A 16841-nucleotide genomic window follows, 5' to 3' on the forward strand; every position below is an offset into this window, starting at 1 on the left:
GGACCCGTCAGTGCCGCTTACTTGATATCCAGCAGACGCTCCAGATAATCCTTCTCGATCTGCATGGCCGGATTGTTCGACAGCTTCTCGCGGATCGCGTCGAGGATTTCGCGGGCACGCTGGATGTCGATCTCATCCGGCACCTTCACGCGTTCGCCGAAATCCGGACCGCGATTTCCGAGAGGGCGACCGAGCGGGTCACGGCCGTCACGGCCCTGCGATTGGCCGGTCTGTCCCTGGCCATTGCCCTGCATGGCTTGCATCATCTGGCTCATCATGTCGCGGACGCCGCGGCGAAGCGCTTCCAGTGCACGGCCCTGACCGTCGACCGCCTGATCGCCGCGACCCTTGCCGAGCGCGCCGGCAGCGCCGTTCATTTCGCGGTTGGCATCGTCAAAGCCTTCGCCGGGCTTGATGCCCAGCTTCTTCAGTTCGCCCTGCAGTTCCGCCAGCGAATCGGCCAGCGCCTGCTGCTGGGCCTTGAGGCTCTTCAGCGCATCCTCCAGCTGCTGCTTGGTCATGCCGTCGGTTGACTGCTGGCCGTTCTCGCCGTTCTGGGCCTGCTGGTCGCCATCCTGCTGCTGTTGCTGCTGCTGATCGCCGCCGGACTGATCCTGGCCCTGCTGCTGTTGCTGGCCCTCGTCCTGCTGGCCTTGCTGGTCGTCGCCTTCCTGCTGGTCCGGGTCGCCGCGCTGCATGCGGTCCTTCAGCGCCTGGTTCATCTGGAAGGTCTGCTCCATGAGCTTCTGCTGCTGCTGCATCAGCTCGCCAAGCTTGTCCATCTGCTGGCGCATCGGGTTGTCCTGCTGCTGGCCGCCGTTCGGCTGCTGGCGGCCGGCCTGCAGGTTGTTCATCATCCGCTGGAGTTCGGACAGCAGCTGCTGGGCGGCATCCTTGTTGCCGGAGCGGGCCAGATTTTCGATCTGGTCCATCATGTTTTCCAGATCCTGCTGGCGCAGGATATTCTGTGCCTGCTGCTGTTGCTGCTGCGGCGAAGCGTTCGGATTGTTGTCGAGGCGCTTGGCGAGTTCCTTCATGTACTCGTCCATCGCCTTGCGAAGCTCGTCCATCAGCTTCTTGATCTCCTCATCGCCGGCATCGCGCTCCAGCGCGTTTGCAAGCGCCTGCTGCGCATCGCGAAGCTTGCGCTCGGCCTGGGACAGGTCGCCGTCCTCGATGCCGTTGGCGATCTCCCAGAGATAGGAAGCGGTATCCTTCAGGCCTTCCTGATCCCGCGTCATCTTCATCCGCATGAAGGCCGAACGGATGAGCAGGAAATCGGTGAGGTTGGGAATGGTCAGTTCCGGGCGGACCTGCAGCGCCTCGTTCATCGCGATCGCTTGCGGAAGCGCGCGGACATCGAGGGAGAAGATCTGACGCTCTTCGGCGACGCTGGCCGCCAGCGGCTTGCTGAAGCCGCGATCCGGCAGGGTCATGTAATGCGGTTGGCTGCGGCCCGTCTGGCCCTTGGCGTCGGTCGCGACGAGGGTGATCTTGACCCTTTTGCCCGAGAGCGGATGCTCCGTAAGATTGCGGCTCGTCTGGCCCTTGGCATCCTTGGTATTCCGGCGCGGCAGGTTGAGCTTGTATTCCGGCAGGGGAAAGAGCGGCACGGCGTCCTTGTCGGCGTCGTAGGCTGGCTCAATGTCCGCATGGGCCTCTTGCAGGCCGTAATCATCGCTGGCCTTGAACGGAATTTCCAGAGCGCCGTTGACGGCGCGCCGCGGCAAGCCGTCGAAGGCGATTTCCGGCGGCCGGTCCGGGACCACCGAGAGCGCCCAGTTGCGGCCATTGACGCTGAGAATGCCGCTCTGCTGAAGCGTCATCTGATGCGTTTCCGGGGTGTCAGCGGATGCCTGGCTCGGCTCGGGTGCTGCGTCGTCCGTCTTTTCTGCCGCCAGAAGCGGCACTTCTTCGGCAGTGCCGACACCCTGCGGCTTGAAGAGGGCGGTCTTGTCGCCCTTGCCGCCGGTCATGCGGATCGTCAGGACCGATTCCTCCGGCACGGAAACCGGCTCGCCGGACTGGTCGAGGCGGCTTGTCAGGTAGACGGGCGCCTTGCCGGTATAGGCGGGCGGCGCGATCCAGGCGTCGATGCGCATGTCCGGATCGCTCGCGGCGACGGACTGGTTGCGGAAGGCGTCGACGAGAGTGCCGGCGCCATTGGAGAACGAATAGGCAAAGGCGACCGTGACCAGCAGGACCGGGACGGCGCGCAGCGCCCAGCGGTCGAAGCGGGCGATGTCCGGCCGAGGCAAACCGGCGTCGAGGGAGGCGATGCGGGCCGCCATGCGCCGCTGGTGCTCGTGCCAGAGGGCGGCGGCGATCGGGCTGTCGAAGGCCGGCTCTTCGTCCTGGATGGCGACGGGCTGGTGGGCGAGATTGTTGCGCTCTTCGAGGAAGCGGTCGGCCTCGCGGTTCTTCGGCCAGCGCAGCCTGAGTGCGGGCAGGAGCGAGGCGAGGAAGGCGAAGACGAACAGGAAGATCAGCGTGAGGCGCAGCGGATCCGGCATCAGGCGGTAAAGGCCGAACCAGGCGAAGCACAGGAAAAGTGCGGCGACGGCGAGCGGCGCAAGCAGAATGGGCATCAACCTTTCGGCCAGCATCACGCTGGCCGCGGTGATCCGCCGGAACGCCAACGCTCGCGTCTGCTTCTGAGATTTGCTGCTGCTCTGGCCTTGCCCAGGCTCCGTCATCCAGTCGGGCTCCCTGCCTTGTTTCATCCAAGGCGGTTAAGGCGGCACGATGCCGAATTCATGGCGTCAGGATAACATTGTTTGTGGCGAAGGCGAGGGCGCTTTGTGCCGGCCCCGCCTTTTTTGCCCGGTATCAACGAATTTTGAACCGGCCGTGTATCAGTCGAGCCAGGCTGGCACGGAGTCGAGACCGATCAGTTCGTCGTAGGTCGGGCGCGGACGGATGACATGGAAATCGCCGCCCTTAACCAGGACTTCCGGGATCAGCGGACGGGTATTGTACGTGCCCGCCTGCACCGCGCCATAGGCGCCGGCGCTTCCGACCCAGAGCAGGTCGCCCGGCTTCGGCATGGCCATCTCCCGGTCTTTCGCGAGGAAGTCGCCGCTCTCGCAGACCGGGCCGACGACATCGGCCTTGATCCAGGGAGAGTTGGCGGCGGAGATCCGGACCGGCTTGACCTCGTGATACGCCTCGTAGAGCGTCGGGCGGATGAGGTCGTTCATCGCGCCGTCGACGATCACGAAGGTCTTGTCTTCGGTGTCCTTCACATAGATCACCTCGGTGACCATGATGCCGGCATTGCCGACGATCAGACGACCCGGTTCGGCGACGATCTTGCAGCCGAGATCCTTCAGCTGCCCCTTGACGATTTCCGCGAAGCTGTCGGGAAGGGGCGGCGGGTTGTTATCGTCGCGATAGGGAATGCCAAGGCCGCCGCCGATATCGACATGCTCGATGGTGTGGCCGTCGGCGCGCAGCGTGTCGACGAGTTCGCGCAGCAGGCGGAACGCGTCGGCAAACGGCTGCAGATCGGTGATCTGGCTGCCGATGTGCATGTCGATGCCGGTGACCTTGATGCCCTTGAGGGTTGCGGCGTGCGCGTAGACGCTGCGGGCGCGCTCGTAGGAAATGCCGAACTTGTCGCCCTTCTTGCCGGTCGAAATCTTGGCATGGGTCTTGGCGTCCACATCCGGATTGATGCGGAAGGAAACGTGAGCCTGCTTGCCGGCGGCAAGGGCGCGCTGGTTGAGGATTTCCAGCTCCGGCTCGGATTCGACGTTGAAGCAGTAGATACCGGCTTCGAGCGCGAGGTCCATTTCCGACGGCTTCTTGCCGACGCCCGAAAACATGATGCGGTTTGCCGGAATGCCGGCGGCGAGCGCCCTGCGCAGTTCGCCTTCCGACACCACGTCGATGCCGGCACCAAGTCGGCCGAGCGTCTTGAGGACGGCCTGGTTGGAGTTGGCCTTCATGGCGTAGCAGACCATCGAATCGACGTCGGCGAAGGCGCCGGAGAAGACCTTGTAGTGGCGCTCAAGCGTTGCGGTGGAATAGCAATAGAACGGCGTACCAACGGCCTTGGCGATTTCCGGCACGGGCACATCCTCGGCATAGAGAATGCCGTCGCGGTATTCGAAATGGTTCACGGACGTCTACCTGTCAGAGAAGGGGGTCGAGAATGAACGGCTTGTCCTGCACCTCAACCTTGCTGGTGTCGACGGCCTTCGTGTTCTGTTTTTCGATCGGCGTGCTCGGCGGATCGAGATCGCCCTTGCGGCCGCATCCTGAAAGGGCCAGGCCTGCAAGCGCCAGTACGGCGGCGGAAAGGGTGATGCTTCGGATCGCTTTTTGCATTTGGGTTCTTGCCGGAAGTTTATCGTGAAGCCGTCATAGCGAAAATCGGGACGCTTGTGCACCCCGATTCTCGTGATCGGACAGATCAAGCGTACTGATCAGTTCCGCGAGCGCCAATAGGCGATCTGCTTGCGGACTTCCGATGGCGCCGTGCCGCCGAAGCTGGTGCGGCTGGCGACGGAAGCCTCGACTGTCAGCACGTCGAAAACCTTGTCGGTGATCGCCGGGTTGATCGACTGCAGGTCGGCAAGGCTGAGGGCGGCGAGATCGCAACCCTTGCCTTCGGCCATGGCGACCGCGCGACCCGTCACGTGATGGGCTTCGCGGAACGGCAGGCCGGCTTCGCGGACCAGCCAGTCGGCGAGGTCGGTGGCGGTCGAATAGCCCGAGCCGGCAGCGGCCTTCATGCGGTCCTTGTTGATGGTGACGTCGCGGACCATGCCGGTCATGGCGGCAAGCGCCAGCTCGATGCTTTCGGCGGCGTCGAAGACCTGTTCCTTGTCTTCCTGCATGTCCTTGGAATAGGCGAGTGGCAGGCCCTTCATCACCGTCAGGAGCGCGATCAGCGAACCGTTGATGCGGCCGGTCTTGGCGCGCACCAGTTCGGCGGCATCCGGGTTCTTCTTCTGCGGCATGATCGAGGAGCCGGTCGAAAAGGCGTCCGACAGGCGTACGAAGCCGAACTGCGGCGTCGACCAGATGACGATTTCTTCCGCGAGGCGGGAGAGATGCGTGGCGCAGATGGCGGCGACCGCGAGGAATTCGAGCGCGAAGTCACGATCGGACACGGTGTCGATCGAGTTGCGGGTCGGTTCGCGGAAACCAAGCGCCTTGGCGGTCATGTGCCGGTCGATGGCAAAGCCGGTGCCAGCGAGTGCCGCAGCCCCGAGCGGGTTTTCGTCGAGGTGATCGATGGCGTGGCGGACGCGTGAGCGGTCGCGGGCAAACATTTCCACATAGGCCATGCAGTGGTGGCCGAAGGTCACCGGCTGGGCCGTCTGCAGGTGGGTGAAGCCGGGCATGACGGTGTCGGCGTGCTCTTCGGCACGGTCCAGGAAGGCGGCGATCAGGCCGGTCAGCGCCTTTTCCATGCGGCCGAGCTCTTCCTTGACCCAGAGGCGGAAATCGACGGCGACCTGGTCGTTGCGCGAGCGGGCGGTGTGCAGCCTGCCGGCGGCGGGGCCGATCAGCGTCGCAAGCCGCGCTTCGACGTTCATGTGAATGTCTTCAAGTTTGCGTGAGAACTCGAAATTGCCGCTTTCAATCTCGCCACGGATCGTGTTCAAACCGGCGACGATCTGATCGCGATCGGTTTCCGTGATGATGCCTTTGGAGGCAAGCATGGTGGCGTGCGCAATCGAGCCGGAAATGTCCTGGGCGAAGAGTTTCTTGTCGAAACCGATGGAGGCGTTGATTTCCTCCATGATCGCATCCGGTCCGGAAGCGAAACGCCCGCCCCACATCTGGTTGGAGGATTTGCTGTCCGTCGAGTCCGCCATGAAGTGCCTGCCTTGGAGAGTGGTCTGGAGTACGAAATGACAGAAAAGAAAAGCTTCCGCCTGCCTTCCGTCAAACTGATTGCCATTGCCGCCGTCGCGGGGATGGTGGCTGGCGCGGCTGCGGTATACGTGAAGCACGCCGCCTCTGGCAAGAGCATGGCCGAGGTGGCAGGGCTTTCGGACAATTGCAAGGTCGACCAGGAGAAGATCGGCAAGCTTACCAAGTTCACTGTCGGCGAGGTCGCGGCTATGAACGCCGTCAGCGAGCCGCGTGTGCTTCCTGCGCTTGCCTTCAAGGATGCCGACGGCAAGCCGCACACGCTGGAAAGCTTCAAAGGCAAGACGGTGCTGCTCAACATGTGGGCGACATGGTGCGTGCCCTGCCGTGAGGAAATGCCGGCGCTGGACGCGCTTGAGCGCGAACTCGGCAACGACAAGTTCCAGGTCGTCGCCGTCAACATCGACACGGGCGACGACACGAAGCCGAAAGGCTTCTACAAGGATTACAACATCCAGTCGCTGGCGCTCTACCACGACAGCACGATGGGTGTCTTCAACACGATGAAGAAGGAAGGGCTTGCCTTCGGACTTCCCGCAACCATGTTGATTGGCGAGGACGGTTGCCTGCTCGGCGCCATGAACGGGCCGGCCGTCTGGGACAGCCCGGATGCGAAGGCTTTGATCGGCGCGGCAATCGGAAGCTGATTTCGGGCAAGAAAGCAGAGATCACGGAGAACGTCCAATGCTGAAAATTTGGGGTCGCACCAATTCGACCAACGTCAAGAAAGTTCTCTGGATCGCCGAAGAACTCGGCCTTTCCTATGAACGGATCGATGCCGGCGGGGTGTTCGGCGTCGTCAACGATCCCGGCTACCGTGCCATGAATCCGAACGGCCTCGTGCCGGTGATCGAGGACGAAGGCTTCGTTCTCTGGGAGTCAAACACCATCGTTCGATATCTCTCTGCGAAATATGGGGCCGACGGTTTCGGGCCGACGGACCTCGCCGGCAAGGCTAGCGCAGAAAAATGGATGGACTGGACACCGGCGACCCTCGGCGGCGGCTTTCGTGACGTCTTCTGGAACATGGTGCGCACCGAACCCGGCAAGCGCGACATGGCCGCCGTCGAGCGCGGCATAGCAACCGTGGCCAAGGGGCTGGCAATCGCCAATGCTGCGCTGGAGAAGCAGCCCTATCTCTCAGGAGACGTCTGCGGTCTGGGCGACATTCCGCTTGGCGTGATCGCCTATGGTTGGTTTGAAATGGATATCGAACGCCCGTCGATGCCCGCGCTGGAAGCCTGGTACGATCGGCTCAAGGAGCGTCCGGCCTATCGGAAGGCCGTCATGATCCCGCTGACCTGAGTCCGGAATTGGCGAGAATCAGGCCGCTGCCTTGCGAAGGCCCCTGGTCTTCTTTGCCGGCGGGCCCTGTTCGGGGGCGCGTGTCAGAAGGGACTTGAGTTGCGCGGCCGGTACCGGCCGGTGGAAATGATAGCCCTGACCCTCGGTAATGCCCAGGCGGGCGAGAATAGTGGCCTGCTCGGCTGTTTCGATGCCTTCGGCGACGACCGTCATGCCGAATTCCCTGGCAATCGACGCCATCATCTCGATGAGCACCAGGGACTTCTTGTTCACCGTCAGACTGTCGACGAAGTATTTGTCGATCTTCAGATACTGTGCGCCGAGGCCGTGAATGGAGCTCAGGCCGTTGTGCCCGGTGCCAACGTCGTCGATCGCGATCCTGACGCCAAAGGCAGAGAGCTCTTCGGCAACCCGGCGCGCGGCCTCCTTGTCTCCGAGCGACTGGCGTTCTGTTATTTCCACGACCATTGAGGCCGGTGGCAGACCGTTGCGGTGGAATTGCTCGAGCAGGTTGGAGGCGAATCCGGCCTTCAGGAACTGTGTGGGCGTCACGTTGAAGCTCATCTTCAGGCGCGGGTCAGCACGCAGGTGCTCGCCAATATCCTCGCCTGCGGTCTTCAGAAGGCTGTGGGTGATCGTCTCGATCTGACCGGTCTCTTCGGCGAAGGGGATGAACTTGTCGGGCGGGATGAGGGTGCCATCGTTGCGAATCCAGCGCGCGAGAGCTTCAAAACCCATGACTTCCCCGGTCGAGATGCTGACAATCGGCTGATAGTAGGGCCGGATCTGACCGGAGCGGATGGCGGCGTCGATATCGTCTGCCATTCCCTTGCCGCGCACGATGCCGCGGGTGACGAAGAAGGAGAGAAGGCAGATCACCAGTCCCACACCGATCAGGGCGGCCGGGTGGATCTGCTGCTGCCAGCCAAGCAGGAACTGCCGGTCGACCTCGATCTCCGCCCTTATCGGGAAACGGCCCGAGGTTGCCGTGTAGACTTCCGCGTTCGTTGTCCGCCATTCGAAGTCGCCACTGGAGATATAGCGCGCGAAGACGGTCCCGTCGGAAAGAAGCAGGCGGATGTTTGCCCGCGACCGCAGGTCGGGCGGGAGGATGTCGTAGAGCGTTCCCGGGTTGATGATCTCGATGATGTCGTGTGTTTCGCTGAGTTGCCAGCGGATGCCGAGGCCTTGCCAGGCGGAGGCGTTGAGGAGGAAAAGACTGAAGAAGTGATTGGCGGCGGGCACCTTCGGCGCCAATTTGATCGCTGTGTCCAGCCCGTCGGTTGCGCCGTTCAGCCCCCAGCAGGTCAGCTGACCTTCGCGGATACGAACTTCCTTCAGGTTGCTCGTTTCGAAGATGACTCTCCGCAGGAGCTTGCGGCTCTTCTCCGAACATGAGCCGCCGTCGACATCCAGCAAGCGGCCCATCGAGGCGATGGCATAGTCTACGGAGAGCGTGGCGCGGCTGACCGTGGTTTCGGCAATATTGCTGAGGGTTCTGCGGTTCGCGCTTTCGACCAGCTTCACCTTGGCAATCCATGCGGCTGCGCACATCGTGGTGCACAGCAGGACGAATGTCATCCAGAACCTCAGTCGATAGCTGTAACGCATACGTTCCCCCGATGCATGCCAGAGGGTATCGCAGGGACGTTAACGGTCGCTGAACGCGGCTATTGCGGGGCTTTCGCCGCTTGCGGTCGTGAACCCTAGCGGGTCGGAACCGGCTTCTCGCCGCGATAATCGTAGAAGCCGCGACCGGACTTGCGGCCGAGCCAGCCGGCTTCGACATACTTTACCAGCAGCGGGCAGGGACGATACTTGCTGTCAGCGAGCCCGTCATGCAGCACCTGCATGATCGACAGGCAGGTGTCGAGGCCGATGAAATCGGCAAGCTGCAGGGGGCCCATCGGATGATTGGCGCCGAGCTTCATGGCCGTGTCGATCGCCTCGACGCTGCCGACGCCTTCGTAAAGCGTGTAGATCGCCTCGTTGATCATCGGCAGCAGGATGCGATTGACGATGAAGGCGGGGAAGTCTTCGGCAACAGTGGTCGTCTTGTCGAGCGTGTCGACAAAGCCCTTGGCGGCGCGGAAGGTGGTGTCGTCGGTGGCGATGCCGCGCACCAGTTCGACGAGCTTCATGACCGGCACCGGGTTCATGAAATGGATGCCCATGAAGCGTTCCGGGCGGTCGGTTGCCGACGCCAGCCGGGTAATCGACAGCGAGGAGGTGTTGGTTGCCAGGATGGCCTCCGGCTTCAGTACGGGGCAGATCTGGGCGTAGATCTTGCGCTTGACGGTTTCGTCTTCGGTTGCCGCCTCGATGGCCAGATCGACCTGGGCCATGTCCTGGATGTCGGAGGAGCCGGTGATGCGCTCGAGCGTCGCCTTGCGCTCGGTCTCGTCGAGCTTGGCGCTCGAGACGAGGCGGGCGAGGTTGCCGTTGATGGTGGCAAGGCCGGCTTCGATGCGGTCCTGGTTCAGATCGTACACATGGACCTTGTAGCCGGCAGCCGCGGCGACCTGAGCGATACCGCAGCCCATCTGGCCCGCACCGACTACGCCGACGGTCTTGATCTGCATGTCCATTGCCTCTCTCCCTTGCGCCATTTCAGGCTCGTTGTATGAAAAAGCCGGGCGGTCTTAAAAAACCGCCCGGCAGATTGATAGTCCGGACCTTCGGATTTTTCCAGTCCTTTCGCAAGTGCGAAAGAAAGGTCAAAGTGCCTTTTCGAGTTCCGGCAGGGCTTCGAAGAGGTCAGCGACGAGGCCGTAGTCGGCGACCTGGAAGATCGGCGCTTCCTCGTCCTTGTTGATCGCGACGATGACCTTCGAGTCCTTCATGCCGGCCAGATGCTGGATCGCGCCGGAGATGCCGCAGGCGATGTAGAGCTCGGGAGCCACCACCTTGCCGGTCTGGCCGACCTGCCAGTCGTTCGGTGCATAGCCGGCATCGACGGCAGCGCGCGAGGCGCCGACGGCGGCACCGAGCTTGTCGGCGACCGGCAGGATGACTTCCTTGAATTTTTCCGAGGAGCCGAGTGCGCGGCCGCCCGAGATGATGATCTTGGCGGACGTCAGTTCCGGACGGTCGGAGGCCGACAGTGCGTCCGAGACGAAGCTCGACAGGCCGGGGTTGGCCGAAGCGGGTGCTGCCTCGACGGAGGCGGAGCCGCCGGCTGCCGCTGCCTGGAAGGAGGCGGCGCGGACCGTGATCACCTTCTTTGCGTCCTTCGACTGGACGGTCTGGATGGCGTTGCCGGCATAGATCGGGCGCTTGAACGTGTCGGCGGAGACGACGTCGGTGATTTCCGAAATCTGCATGACGTCGAGGAGCGCTGCGACGCGCGGCATGACGTTCTTGCCGACCGAAGTGGCGGCCGCCATGATGACGTCATAAGAACCGGAAAGCGAGACGATCAGGGCTGCGAGCGGCTCGGCGAGGTTGTTGGCATAGTCGCCGGCGTCCGCCGTCAGGACCTTTGAGACGCCCGAAAGCTTGGCGGCTTCTGCCGCTGCGGCTGCAACATTTGCGCCCGCGACGAGCACATGCACGTCGCCGCCGATCTGCGTGGCTGCGGTCAGAGCCTTGGCGGTCTGGTCGGAAACGGCGCCGTCGTGATGATCTGCCAGAAGAAGAATGGCCATATTACTAAACTCCCTTTCCGTCCCTTAAAGCACGCCGGCTTCGTTCTTGAGCTTGTCAACGAGTTCGGCCACGGAGCCGACCTTGACACCAGCCTTGCGGCCGCCAGGCTCTTCGGTCTTCAGGACCGTCAGCCGCGGAGCGACGTCGACGCCGAAATCGGCGGGCGTCTTCTTGTCGAGCGGCTTCTTCTTTGCCTTCATGATGTTCGGCAGCGAAGCGTAGCGCGGTTCGTTGAGGCGCAGGTCCGTCGTGACGATGGCGGGAAGCTTGATCTCGATGGTCTGCAGACCGCCGTCGACTTCGCGGGTGACCTTGGCGGAACCGTCGCCGAGTTCGACCTTGGAGGCAAACGTGCCCTGCGCCCAGCCCAGCAGGGCTGCCAGCATCTGGCCGGTCTGGTTCGAGTCGTCGTCGATCGCCTGCTTGCCGACGATGACGAGGCCGGGGTTTTCCGCCTCGACGACGCCCTTCAGGAGCTTGGCAACGGCGAGCGGCTCGACGGCTTCGTCGGTCTCGATCAGGATGGCGCGATCGGCGCCCATGGCGAGGCCGGTGCGCAGCGTTTCCTCGGCCTTGGCCGGGCCGATCGACACGACGACGACTTCTTCAGCCTTGCCGGCTTCCTTGAGACGCAGCGCCTCTTCGACGGAAATTTCGTCGAACGGATTCATCGACATCTTGACGTTGGCGAGCTCGACGCCCGTACCGTCCGGCTTGACACGGATCTTCACGTTGTAGTCAACAACGCGCTTGACTGGGACCAGGATCTTCATCGAATTCCTTCCTTCACTTTCGGTGGGGAGAAAATGCGCTATTGCGCGTACGCCCAATTGTCGATTGGCGACATGGATAAGCGTTTTTTCCCCAATTTCAACGCGTTTCTGCGAATTATCCTATGGGTAGCGTGCATATATTACGCTTACGTACACGTCAATAATGTTCATTGGCGGCCCCAACGAATTGTCTTCGGCGGCGGGGCTTCTGCCGCGATCCGCGCGCTGCTCTCCGCCGCCTCGATATGGGTGACGGCTTTCGGCGTCTGCATGGTCCGGTCGAACAGCGGAACGCCCGGTCGGCGCATGATGACGACGAGTCCGGCGCCGGCGAGGATGCCGCCCGCATGCGCGCCCCAGGAGACGTTGCTTTCGTTGTCGATCAGCAGCATCAGGAACTGGTAGCCGATCCAGAGCGCAAGCGGGACGAGGGCCGGCAGGGGAATGGGAATGCGCATGAACACAAGGATCCAGACACGGACCTTGGGGTGCAGGATCATGTAGGCGGCGACCACGCCGGCGATCGCGCCGGAAGCGCCGACGAGCGGCCCCTCGGAATGTGGGGCGGTCAGGCCATGGACGAAGGCGCCGGCGGCGGCGCACAGCAGATAGAAGATCAGGAAGCGCACATGGCCGAGCGCGTCTTCGACATTGTCTCCGAATACCCAGAGAAAGACCATGTTGGACGCCAGATGCCAGAAACTGCCATGCAGGAAGGCATAGGTGACGTAGGTGGCATAGTCCGGCGCGATCGCCAGGCTCGGATCGAGGATCCCATAGCCGAAGGCGACGGCGGGGATATAACCAAGGCCGATCAGGAGTTCGTTCTGGAAGGCTTCCGTCGACAGGAAGCCGCTGACGAGCCAGACGGCAACATTGCTGACGATCAGGGAGATCGTCACATATTGCGCCTGGATATGCTTGAGGGCATTCGCATCGTAGAGCGGTATGAACATGCGCCTGCCTCCCTATGGCCGCAAGGGCCAGACGATCTATCTGTTCTTGCCCGGAACCCAGAGAATGTCGGCCTTGCCGCTGTCATTGGCATAGCGCGCCGCGACGAACAGGAAATCCGACAGCCGGTTGATATACTTCAGCGCCGGCGCGCCGACAATTTCGCCCTCGCATTTGGCCAGCGCCACCATGTGCCGTTCGGCGCGGCGGGCGATGGTGCGGGCAAGGTGCAGATTGGCGGCGGCCGGCGACCCGCCGGGCAGAACGAAGGATTGCAGCGGATCGAGAGAGGCATTGAGCTGGTCGATCTCCGCCTCCAGCCGATCCACCTGGGCGTCGATCACGCGCAGCGGCTCGAAGGCCGGCGGCTCGTTGGTCTCGGGCGTAGAAAGATCGGCGCCGAGATCGAAGAGATCATTCTGGATGCGCATCAGCATCGCGTCCAAATCCGCAATGCCGCCTGTGTGCAGGCGCGCCATGCCGATCGCCGAATTCGTCTCGTCGACCGTCCCGTAGGCTTCCACCCGCAGGTCGTGTTTCAGTCTCCGCGGACCGGAGACCAGTCCCGTCGTGCCGTCGTCGCCGGTCTTCGTGTAGATCTTGTTGAGCTTGACCATGCTATTCCCGTATTTCCAGTTCCGAGGTTTTCCGTCGTCGTCAGCTGCGTCCGCCGCCCGTCAGCCACAGCGTCAGCATGATCAGGGCGATGGCGATGGCCTGCAGCAGGATGCGCATCTGCATCAGCCGGTTCGACAGGCTCGGATTGTTGCCCTTCAGCATGTTGTAGAGGCCGCGGATGAGGACCAGGACCACCAGCGCCATGACGGCAAGGGCCAGGATGTAGGTGAAGTTTGACATGCGTTTCCTCCCGTACCGGTCAGCCGAAGCGCCGAATGATCTTGTAGAATAGTGCTGCCGGCAGAATCTTCTTCAGGATGATCCCCTGTTTGGCAGGAGTCGTCACCGGATAATGTGGGCGGGGCGTGCGGGCGGTCAAGGCGTGGCGGAGCTCGGCATAGACGGCTTCCGGGCCAAGCTTGTGCCGGTTCGGCGGCCCTTCACCCGAAAGACGGGCGAGCTGGCGGCGATATTCGTCGCGGTGCACGGAATTTTCCATGTCGATCGTTTCGCGCAGCTTGACGAGAGCATTGTCGACGAAGCGTGAGGCGATCGGACCCGGCTCGATCAGGCTGACATGAATCCCGCTGCCGGCTAGTTCCATGGCGAGCGTGATGCTGAGCCCTTCCAGCGCGAATTTCGAAGCATTATAGGCACCGCGCCAGCGATAGGGGACGATGCCGAGAATGGACGAGCACTGGACGATGCGGCCGTGGCCCTGGCGGCGCATGAACGGAATGACGCGGCGCGTCAACTCGTGCCAGCCGATCACGTTCGTCTCCAGCTGCCGGCGCAATGCATCGCTCGGCAGATCTTCGACCGCGCCGACCTGGCCGTAGGCGCCATTGTTGAAGAGGGCATCGATCCGGCCGCCGGTTTCCTGCGTAACCCTCTCTACGAGGGCGGCAATCGAAGCGTGATCGGTGTAATCCATGATCGCTGTCTCGATACCGTCAACCTCGAGGCCTGAACGGTCTTCTTCGCGCCGCACGGTGGCAAAAACCCGCCATCCGTCGGCTTTCAGTGCCCGCGCGCAAAACGCACCGATGCCGGAAGAGCAGCCGGTGACAATGATGACTGGAGAGGTCACGCTATGGGCGGTATTCATTCATCGATTCCTGTACAAGTGCCAAAGCTTTCCCATATTCAGGAAGACGATACAATCTCCGGAGGCATCGACAGCGGGCGAATGATTTCGAAAATCAAGGTGTTATATCGGGTCACGGTGGATGCGGTCTTCCACTTCATTGACGATGACGGTTTCGCAATGGCAAGTCACGTCGCGCTGTCGACGCTGCTCGCGGTTTTCCCTTTTCTGATTTTCGGCACGACGCTGGCGAGTTTCCTCGGCGCCAATCGCTTTTCCGAGACGGCCGTGCATCTCATATTCGACACCTGGCCGGCGGCGATCGCGGAGCCGATCTCCAAGCAGGTGACGGAGGTGCTGACCGAGCAACGCAGCGGCCTCTTGACCATTTCGGTTCTGGCGGCCGCCTATTTCTCGTCGAACGGCGTCGAGGCGCTACGGGTGTCGCTGAACCGCGCCTACCGCGTGAGCGAGAACCGCCACTGGTACACGACCCGTCTCCTCAGTCTCGGCTACATCCTGCTGGCCGTCATCGTGCTGGCAATCGCCAGTACGCTGCTGCTGGCGGTGCCGATCGCGCTGCAATTTGCCGAGACCCAGTTTCCCTGGCTCTCCGGCCCGCTGACGGCGGTTTCGAATTGGCGCATCTACACGACGCTCGTCGTCCTGCTGCTCGGGCTGATCTGCGTGCATTACTGGCTTCCGGCCGGCCGGAGGAAGATCGTCGACATCATTCCCGGCATCCTTCTGACGATGCTGCTCTGGGCCGGCGGCGGCCTGCTTTTCGCGCTCTATCTGTCAACCTTCGCCAATTATACCGCGACCTATGCGGGCCTCGCCTCTGTGATGGTGGTTCTGATCTTCCTCAACATCGTCAGCGTCATCTTTATCATCGGCGCCGAGTTCAACGCTGCCCTTATGAAATTCGAGGTTTTGAGCAAATATGGCGGGCGGGGATACAAGGAGCGCGCCGCCCTAAAGGCCGACGAGGCGTCGGATGTTGGTGGATGAGTGACCTGCGGCGCGCAGCGCCGACAAGGCAGTGTCGCCCTGGCTCTTCGAAAGCTTCCTGCCGCCGTCATCCGTGATCAGCCGATGGTGATGATAGACCGGTTGCGGCAGCGCGAGCAGATGCTGCAACAGCCGGTGAACGGACGTGGCGTGAAAGAGATCGAGCCCCCGTACAACATGGGTGATCCCCTGCAGCGCATCGTCGAGGACGACCGAGAGGTGATAGCTGGACGGCGCGTCCGAGCGTGACAGCACGATGTCGCCCCAGGCCGCCGGGTTCGCCGGAATGATCCCGCGGGCGCCGTCGCCGGTTTCAAGCCAGGTCAATGGAGCGTCGATCGAGGCGAGGGACTTTTCCATGTCGAGCCGCCATGCGTGTTTCATCCCGGAGGCGAGAAGCCGGTCTCTTTCCTCTATTGGTCGTTTTCTGTCGGTGTCCGGGTAAAGCGGCGCGCCGTCCGGATCGCGGGGCCAGGCCACGCCCTCACTTTCCGCCTTTGCCACCTCCGCCTTGACCTCGCCGCGCGTCATGAATGCGGGATAGGCGAGGCCGCGCTCTATCAGGGCCTGAAGTGCCTGCCGGTACTCGTCGAAATGCTCGGATTGCCGGCGCGGCGGTTTTTCGTAGGGAAAGCCCAGCCAGGCGAGGTCTTCGAGCATCGCCGCTTCGAAAGCCGGCGTGCAGCGGGCAAGGTCGATATCCTCGATCCTGAGCAGCAGCCTGCCGCCGGCCGCTTCAGCCATGTCGCGGTTGATCAGGGCGGACAGCGCGTGTCCGAGATGAAGCGCGCCGTTGGGGCTCGGCGCGAAGCGGAAAACGGGTTGCCGGTCGTCGGTCTGCATGATTTCTTCTGCCACGACTGTTTCGGCCACACCAAGGGAAAAGCACCGCGCATGCACATCATTCGCTCGGACGAGGATATCCGGCGCGGTCTCGACGCCCTCCTGCAGGCCGATCCGCGTCTCGAACCGGTGATCGGTGCCTGCGCTGGCATGGTGCCGCTCAGGCTGCAGCCGGCGGGCTATGCCGGCATCGCCCATATCGTCGTCTCGCAAATGGTGTCGCGGGCGAGCGCCAACGCCATCTGGGGCCGGGTGGTCTCGGCTCTTGGTGACGTGACCGCCGAAGCCTATCTTGCGGCCGAGCCGACGGTGATTGCGGGCTTCGGCCTGTCGCGGGCCAAGGAAACGACCCTGAGGCGGATTGCCGCAGCCGTTGCTGAAGGGGACCTCGATCTCGATGCGGTGCCGCAAATGGCGGCCGGCGAGGCCATGGCGCGGCTGACTTCGGTCAAGGGCATCGGGCCCTGGACGGCGGAGATCTACCTGATGTTCTGCGGCGGCCATCCGGACATTTTCCCGGTCGGCGACGTTGCCTTGCGGGCGGCCGCGGGAGACCTGTTCTTCAACGGCGAGCGGCCTGACGAGAAGGCGACGAAAGCGATCGCGGCGGCCTGGGCGCCATGGCGGTCGGTCGCCGCCCGGCTGCTCTGGGCCGACTATGCGCGGCGCCGGCAGAGGGAGGCGCTTCCCGTTACGTGACCCCGATCGGCAAC

The 16841-nt window shown here is 62.8% G+C and carries 17 protein-coding genes; 4 read left to right on the forward strand and 13 right to left on the reverse strand.

Annotated elements, in window-relative coordinates:
- Positions 1-17 precede the first annotated feature (17 nt).
- The 4 genes from ACU5AZ_RS14670 to argH all read right to left on the reverse strand — a co-directional run bounded on the left by ACU5AZ_RS14670 (position 18) and on the right by argH (position 5831).
- Positions 18-2696 (reverse strand): TIGR02302 family protein, encoded by a 2679-nt coding sequence (locus tag ACU5AZ_RS14670; RefSeq protein ID WP_446823085.1) that lies wholly within the window; start codon positions 2694-2696, stop codon positions 18-20.
- Positions 2697-2855: 159 nt separating this feature from the next.
- Entirely contained in the window at positions 2856-4124 is a 1269-nt protein-coding gene (lysA, locus tag ACU5AZ_RS14675) for a diaminopimelate decarboxylase (protein WP_446823086.1), read from the reverse strand.
- 13 nt (positions 4125-4137) lie between these two features.
- Complete coding sequence (lptM, locus tag ACU5AZ_RS14680; RefSeq protein WP_446823087.1) at positions 4138-4332, reverse strand: LPS translocon maturation chaperone LptM; 195 nt, start codon at positions 4330-4332, stop codon at positions 4138-4140.
- A 98-nt stretch (positions 4333-4430) separates the two neighbouring features.
- Positions 4431-5831 carry an argininosuccinate lyase gene (gene argH, locus ACU5AZ_RS14685; protein ID WP_446823088.1) on the reverse strand — a complete coding sequence of 467 codons (1401 nt, stop codon included), beginning with the start codon at positions 5829-5831 and terminating at the stop codon, positions 4431-4433.
- A gap of 36 nt (positions 5832-5867) precedes the next feature.
- Here argH and tlpA point away from each other — a divergent pair, with 36 nt between their 5' ends.
- On the forward strand, positions 5868-6536 hold the full coding sequence (gene tlpA, locus ACU5AZ_RS14690; protein ID WP_446823089.1) for a thiol:disulfide interchange protein TlpA: 669 nt from the start codon (positions 5868-5870) through the stop codon (positions 6534-6536).
- 37 nt (positions 6537-6573) lie between these two features.
- The gene (locus ACU5AZ_RS14695) at positions 6574-7194 is read left to right on the forward strand and encodes a glutathione S-transferase family protein (RefSeq protein WP_446823090.1); all 621 of its coding nucleotides are present in this window, start codon (positions 6574-6576) and stop codon (positions 7192-7194) included.
- An 18-nt stretch (positions 7195-7212) separates the two neighbouring features.
- On the opposite strand, the gene ACU5AZ_RS14700 is transcribed toward ACU5AZ_RS14695, so the two are convergent.
- From ACU5AZ_RS14700 to ACU5AZ_RS14735, 8 genes are all read right to left on the reverse strand, one after another.
- Positions 7213-8805 carry an EAL domain-containing protein gene (locus ACU5AZ_RS14700; RefSeq protein ID WP_446823091.1) on the reverse strand — a complete coding sequence of 531 codons (1593 nt, stop codon included), beginning with the start codon at positions 8803-8805 and terminating at the stop codon, positions 7213-7215.
- Positions 8806-8900: 95 nt separating this feature from the next.
- Complete coding sequence (locus tag ACU5AZ_RS14705) at positions 8901-9782, reverse strand: 3-hydroxybutyryl-CoA dehydrogenase (protein ID WP_446823092.1); 882 nt, start codon at positions 9780-9782, stop codon at positions 8901-8903.
- A gap of 129 nt (positions 9783-9911) precedes the next feature.
- Positions 9912-10841, reverse strand: coding sequence for an electron transfer flavoprotein subunit alpha/FixB family protein (locus ACU5AZ_RS14710; RefSeq protein ID WP_446823093.1), 930 nt, complete (start codon positions 10839-10841; stop codon positions 9912-9914).
- A gap of 24 nt (positions 10842-10865) precedes the next feature.
- On the reverse strand, positions 10866-11615 hold the full coding sequence (locus ACU5AZ_RS14715; protein ID WP_446823094.1) for an electron transfer flavoprotein subunit beta/FixA family protein: 750 nt from the start codon (positions 11613-11615) through the stop codon (positions 10866-10868).
- A gap of 167 nt (positions 11616-11782) precedes the next feature.
- On the reverse strand, positions 11783-12571 hold the full coding sequence (locus ACU5AZ_RS14720) for a rhomboid family intramembrane serine protease (protein ID WP_446823095.1): 789 nt from the start codon (positions 12569-12571) through the stop codon (positions 11783-11785).
- A 36-nt stretch (positions 12572-12607) separates the two neighbouring features.
- On the reverse strand, positions 12608-13186 hold the full coding sequence (locus tag ACU5AZ_RS14725; RefSeq protein WP_446823096.1) for a cob(I)yrinic acid a,c-diamide adenosyltransferase: 579 nt from the start codon (positions 13184-13186) through the stop codon (positions 12608-12610).
- 40 nt (positions 13187-13226) lie between these two features.
- Complete coding sequence (locus tag ACU5AZ_RS14730; RefSeq protein WP_446823097.1) at positions 13227-13427, reverse strand: twin transmembrane helix small protein; 201 nt, start codon at positions 13425-13427, stop codon at positions 13227-13229.
- Between the two features lie 19 nt (positions 13428-13446).
- A complete protein-coding gene (locus ACU5AZ_RS14735; protein ID WP_446823098.1) occupies positions 13447-14295 on the reverse strand; it encodes an SDR family oxidoreductase in 849 nt (282 codons plus the stop codon).
- Positions 14296-14376: 81 nt separating this feature from the next.
- Here ACU5AZ_RS14735 and ACU5AZ_RS14740 point away from each other — a divergent pair, with 81 nt between their 5' ends.
- Positions 14377-15285 carry a YihY/virulence factor BrkB family protein gene (locus tag ACU5AZ_RS14740; RefSeq protein ID WP_446823099.1) on the forward strand — a complete coding sequence of 303 codons (909 nt, stop codon included), beginning with the start codon at positions 14377-14379 and terminating at the stop codon, positions 15283-15285.
- Here ACU5AZ_RS14740 and gluQRS read toward each other — a convergent pair.
- On the reverse strand, positions 15250-16143 hold the full coding sequence (gluQRS, locus tag ACU5AZ_RS14745) for a tRNA glutamyl-Q(34) synthetase GluQRS (protein WP_446823100.1): 894 nt from the start codon (positions 16141-16143) through the stop codon (positions 15250-15252). The genes ACU5AZ_RS14740 and gluQRS overlap by 36 nt on opposite strands.
- Positions 16144-16179: 36 nt before the next feature.
- Between gluQRS and ACU5AZ_RS14750 the strand changes: the two genes are divergently transcribed.
- Positions 16180-16827: a DNA-3-methyladenine glycosylase family protein gene (locus tag ACU5AZ_RS14750; RefSeq protein ID WP_446823101.1), complete on the forward strand. Its 648-nt coding sequence runs from the start codon at positions 16180-16182 to the stop codon at positions 16825-16827.
- Positions 16828-16841: the final 14 nt, after the last annotated feature.

The organism is Rhizobium sp. PAMB 3182, assembly GCF_052908355.1.

What these genes read in the sequence shown, in the direction of transcription:
- ACU5AZ_RS14670 (WP_446823085.1), bottom strand. Translation starts at nt 2,696, where the DNA reads ATGACGGAGCCTGGGCAAGGCCAGAGCAGCAGCAAATCTCAGAAGCAG.
- lptM (WP_446823087.1), bottom strand. Translation starts at nt 4,332, where the DNA reads ATGCAAAAAGCGATCCGAAGCATCACCCTTTCCGCCGCCGTACTGGCG.
- argH (WP_446823088.1), bottom strand. Translation starts at nt 5,831, where the DNA reads ATGGCGGACTCGACGGACAGCAAATCCTCCAACCAGATGTGGGGCGGG.
- tlpA (WP_446823089.1), top strand. Translation starts at nt 5,868, where the DNA reads ATGACAGAAAAGAAAAGCTTCCGCCTGCCTTCCGTCAAACTGATTGCC.
- ACU5AZ_RS14695 (WP_446823090.1), top strand. Translation starts at nt 6,574, where the DNA reads ATGCTGAAAATTTGGGGTCGCACCAATTCGACCAACGTCAAGAAAGTT.
- ACU5AZ_RS14700 (WP_446823091.1), bottom strand. Translation starts at nt 8,805, where the DNA reads ATGCGTTACAGCTATCGACTGAGGTTCTGGATGACATTCGTCCTGCTG.
- ACU5AZ_RS14705 (WP_446823092.1), bottom strand. Translation starts at nt 9,782, where the DNA reads ATGGACATGCAGATCAAGACCGTCGGCGTAGTCGGTGCGGGCCAGATG.
- ACU5AZ_RS14710 (WP_446823093.1), bottom strand. Translation starts at nt 10,841, where the DNA reads ATGGCCATTCTTCTTCTGGCAGATCATCACGACGGCGCCGTTTCCGAC.
- ACU5AZ_RS14715 (WP_446823094.1), bottom strand. Translation starts at nt 11,615, where the DNA reads ATGAAGATCCTGGTCCCAGTCAAGCGCGTTGTTGACTACAACGTGAAG.
- ACU5AZ_RS14720 (WP_446823095.1), bottom strand. Translation starts at nt 12,571, where the DNA reads ATGTTCATACCGCTCTACGATGCGAATGCCCTCAAGCATATCCAGGCG.
- ACU5AZ_RS14725 (WP_446823096.1), bottom strand. Translation starts at nt 13,186, where the DNA reads ATGGTCAAGCTCAACAAGATCTACACGAAGACCGGCGACGACGGCACG.
- ACU5AZ_RS14730 (WP_446823097.1), bottom strand. Translation starts at nt 13,427, where the DNA reads ATGTCAAACTTCACCTACATCCTGGCCCTTGCCGTCATGGCGCTGGTG.
- ACU5AZ_RS14735 (WP_446823098.1), bottom strand. Translation starts at nt 14,295, where the DNA reads ATGAATACCGCCCATAGCGTGACCTCTCCAGTCATCATTGTCACCGGC.
- ACU5AZ_RS14740 (WP_446823099.1), top strand. Translation starts at nt 14,377, where the DNA reads ATGATTTCGAAAATCAAGGTGTTATATCGGGTCACGGTGGATGCGGTC.
- ACU5AZ_RS14750 (WP_446823101.1), top strand. Translation starts at nt 16,180, where the DNA reads ATGCACATCATTCGCTCGGACGAGGATATCCGGCGCGGTCTCGACGCC.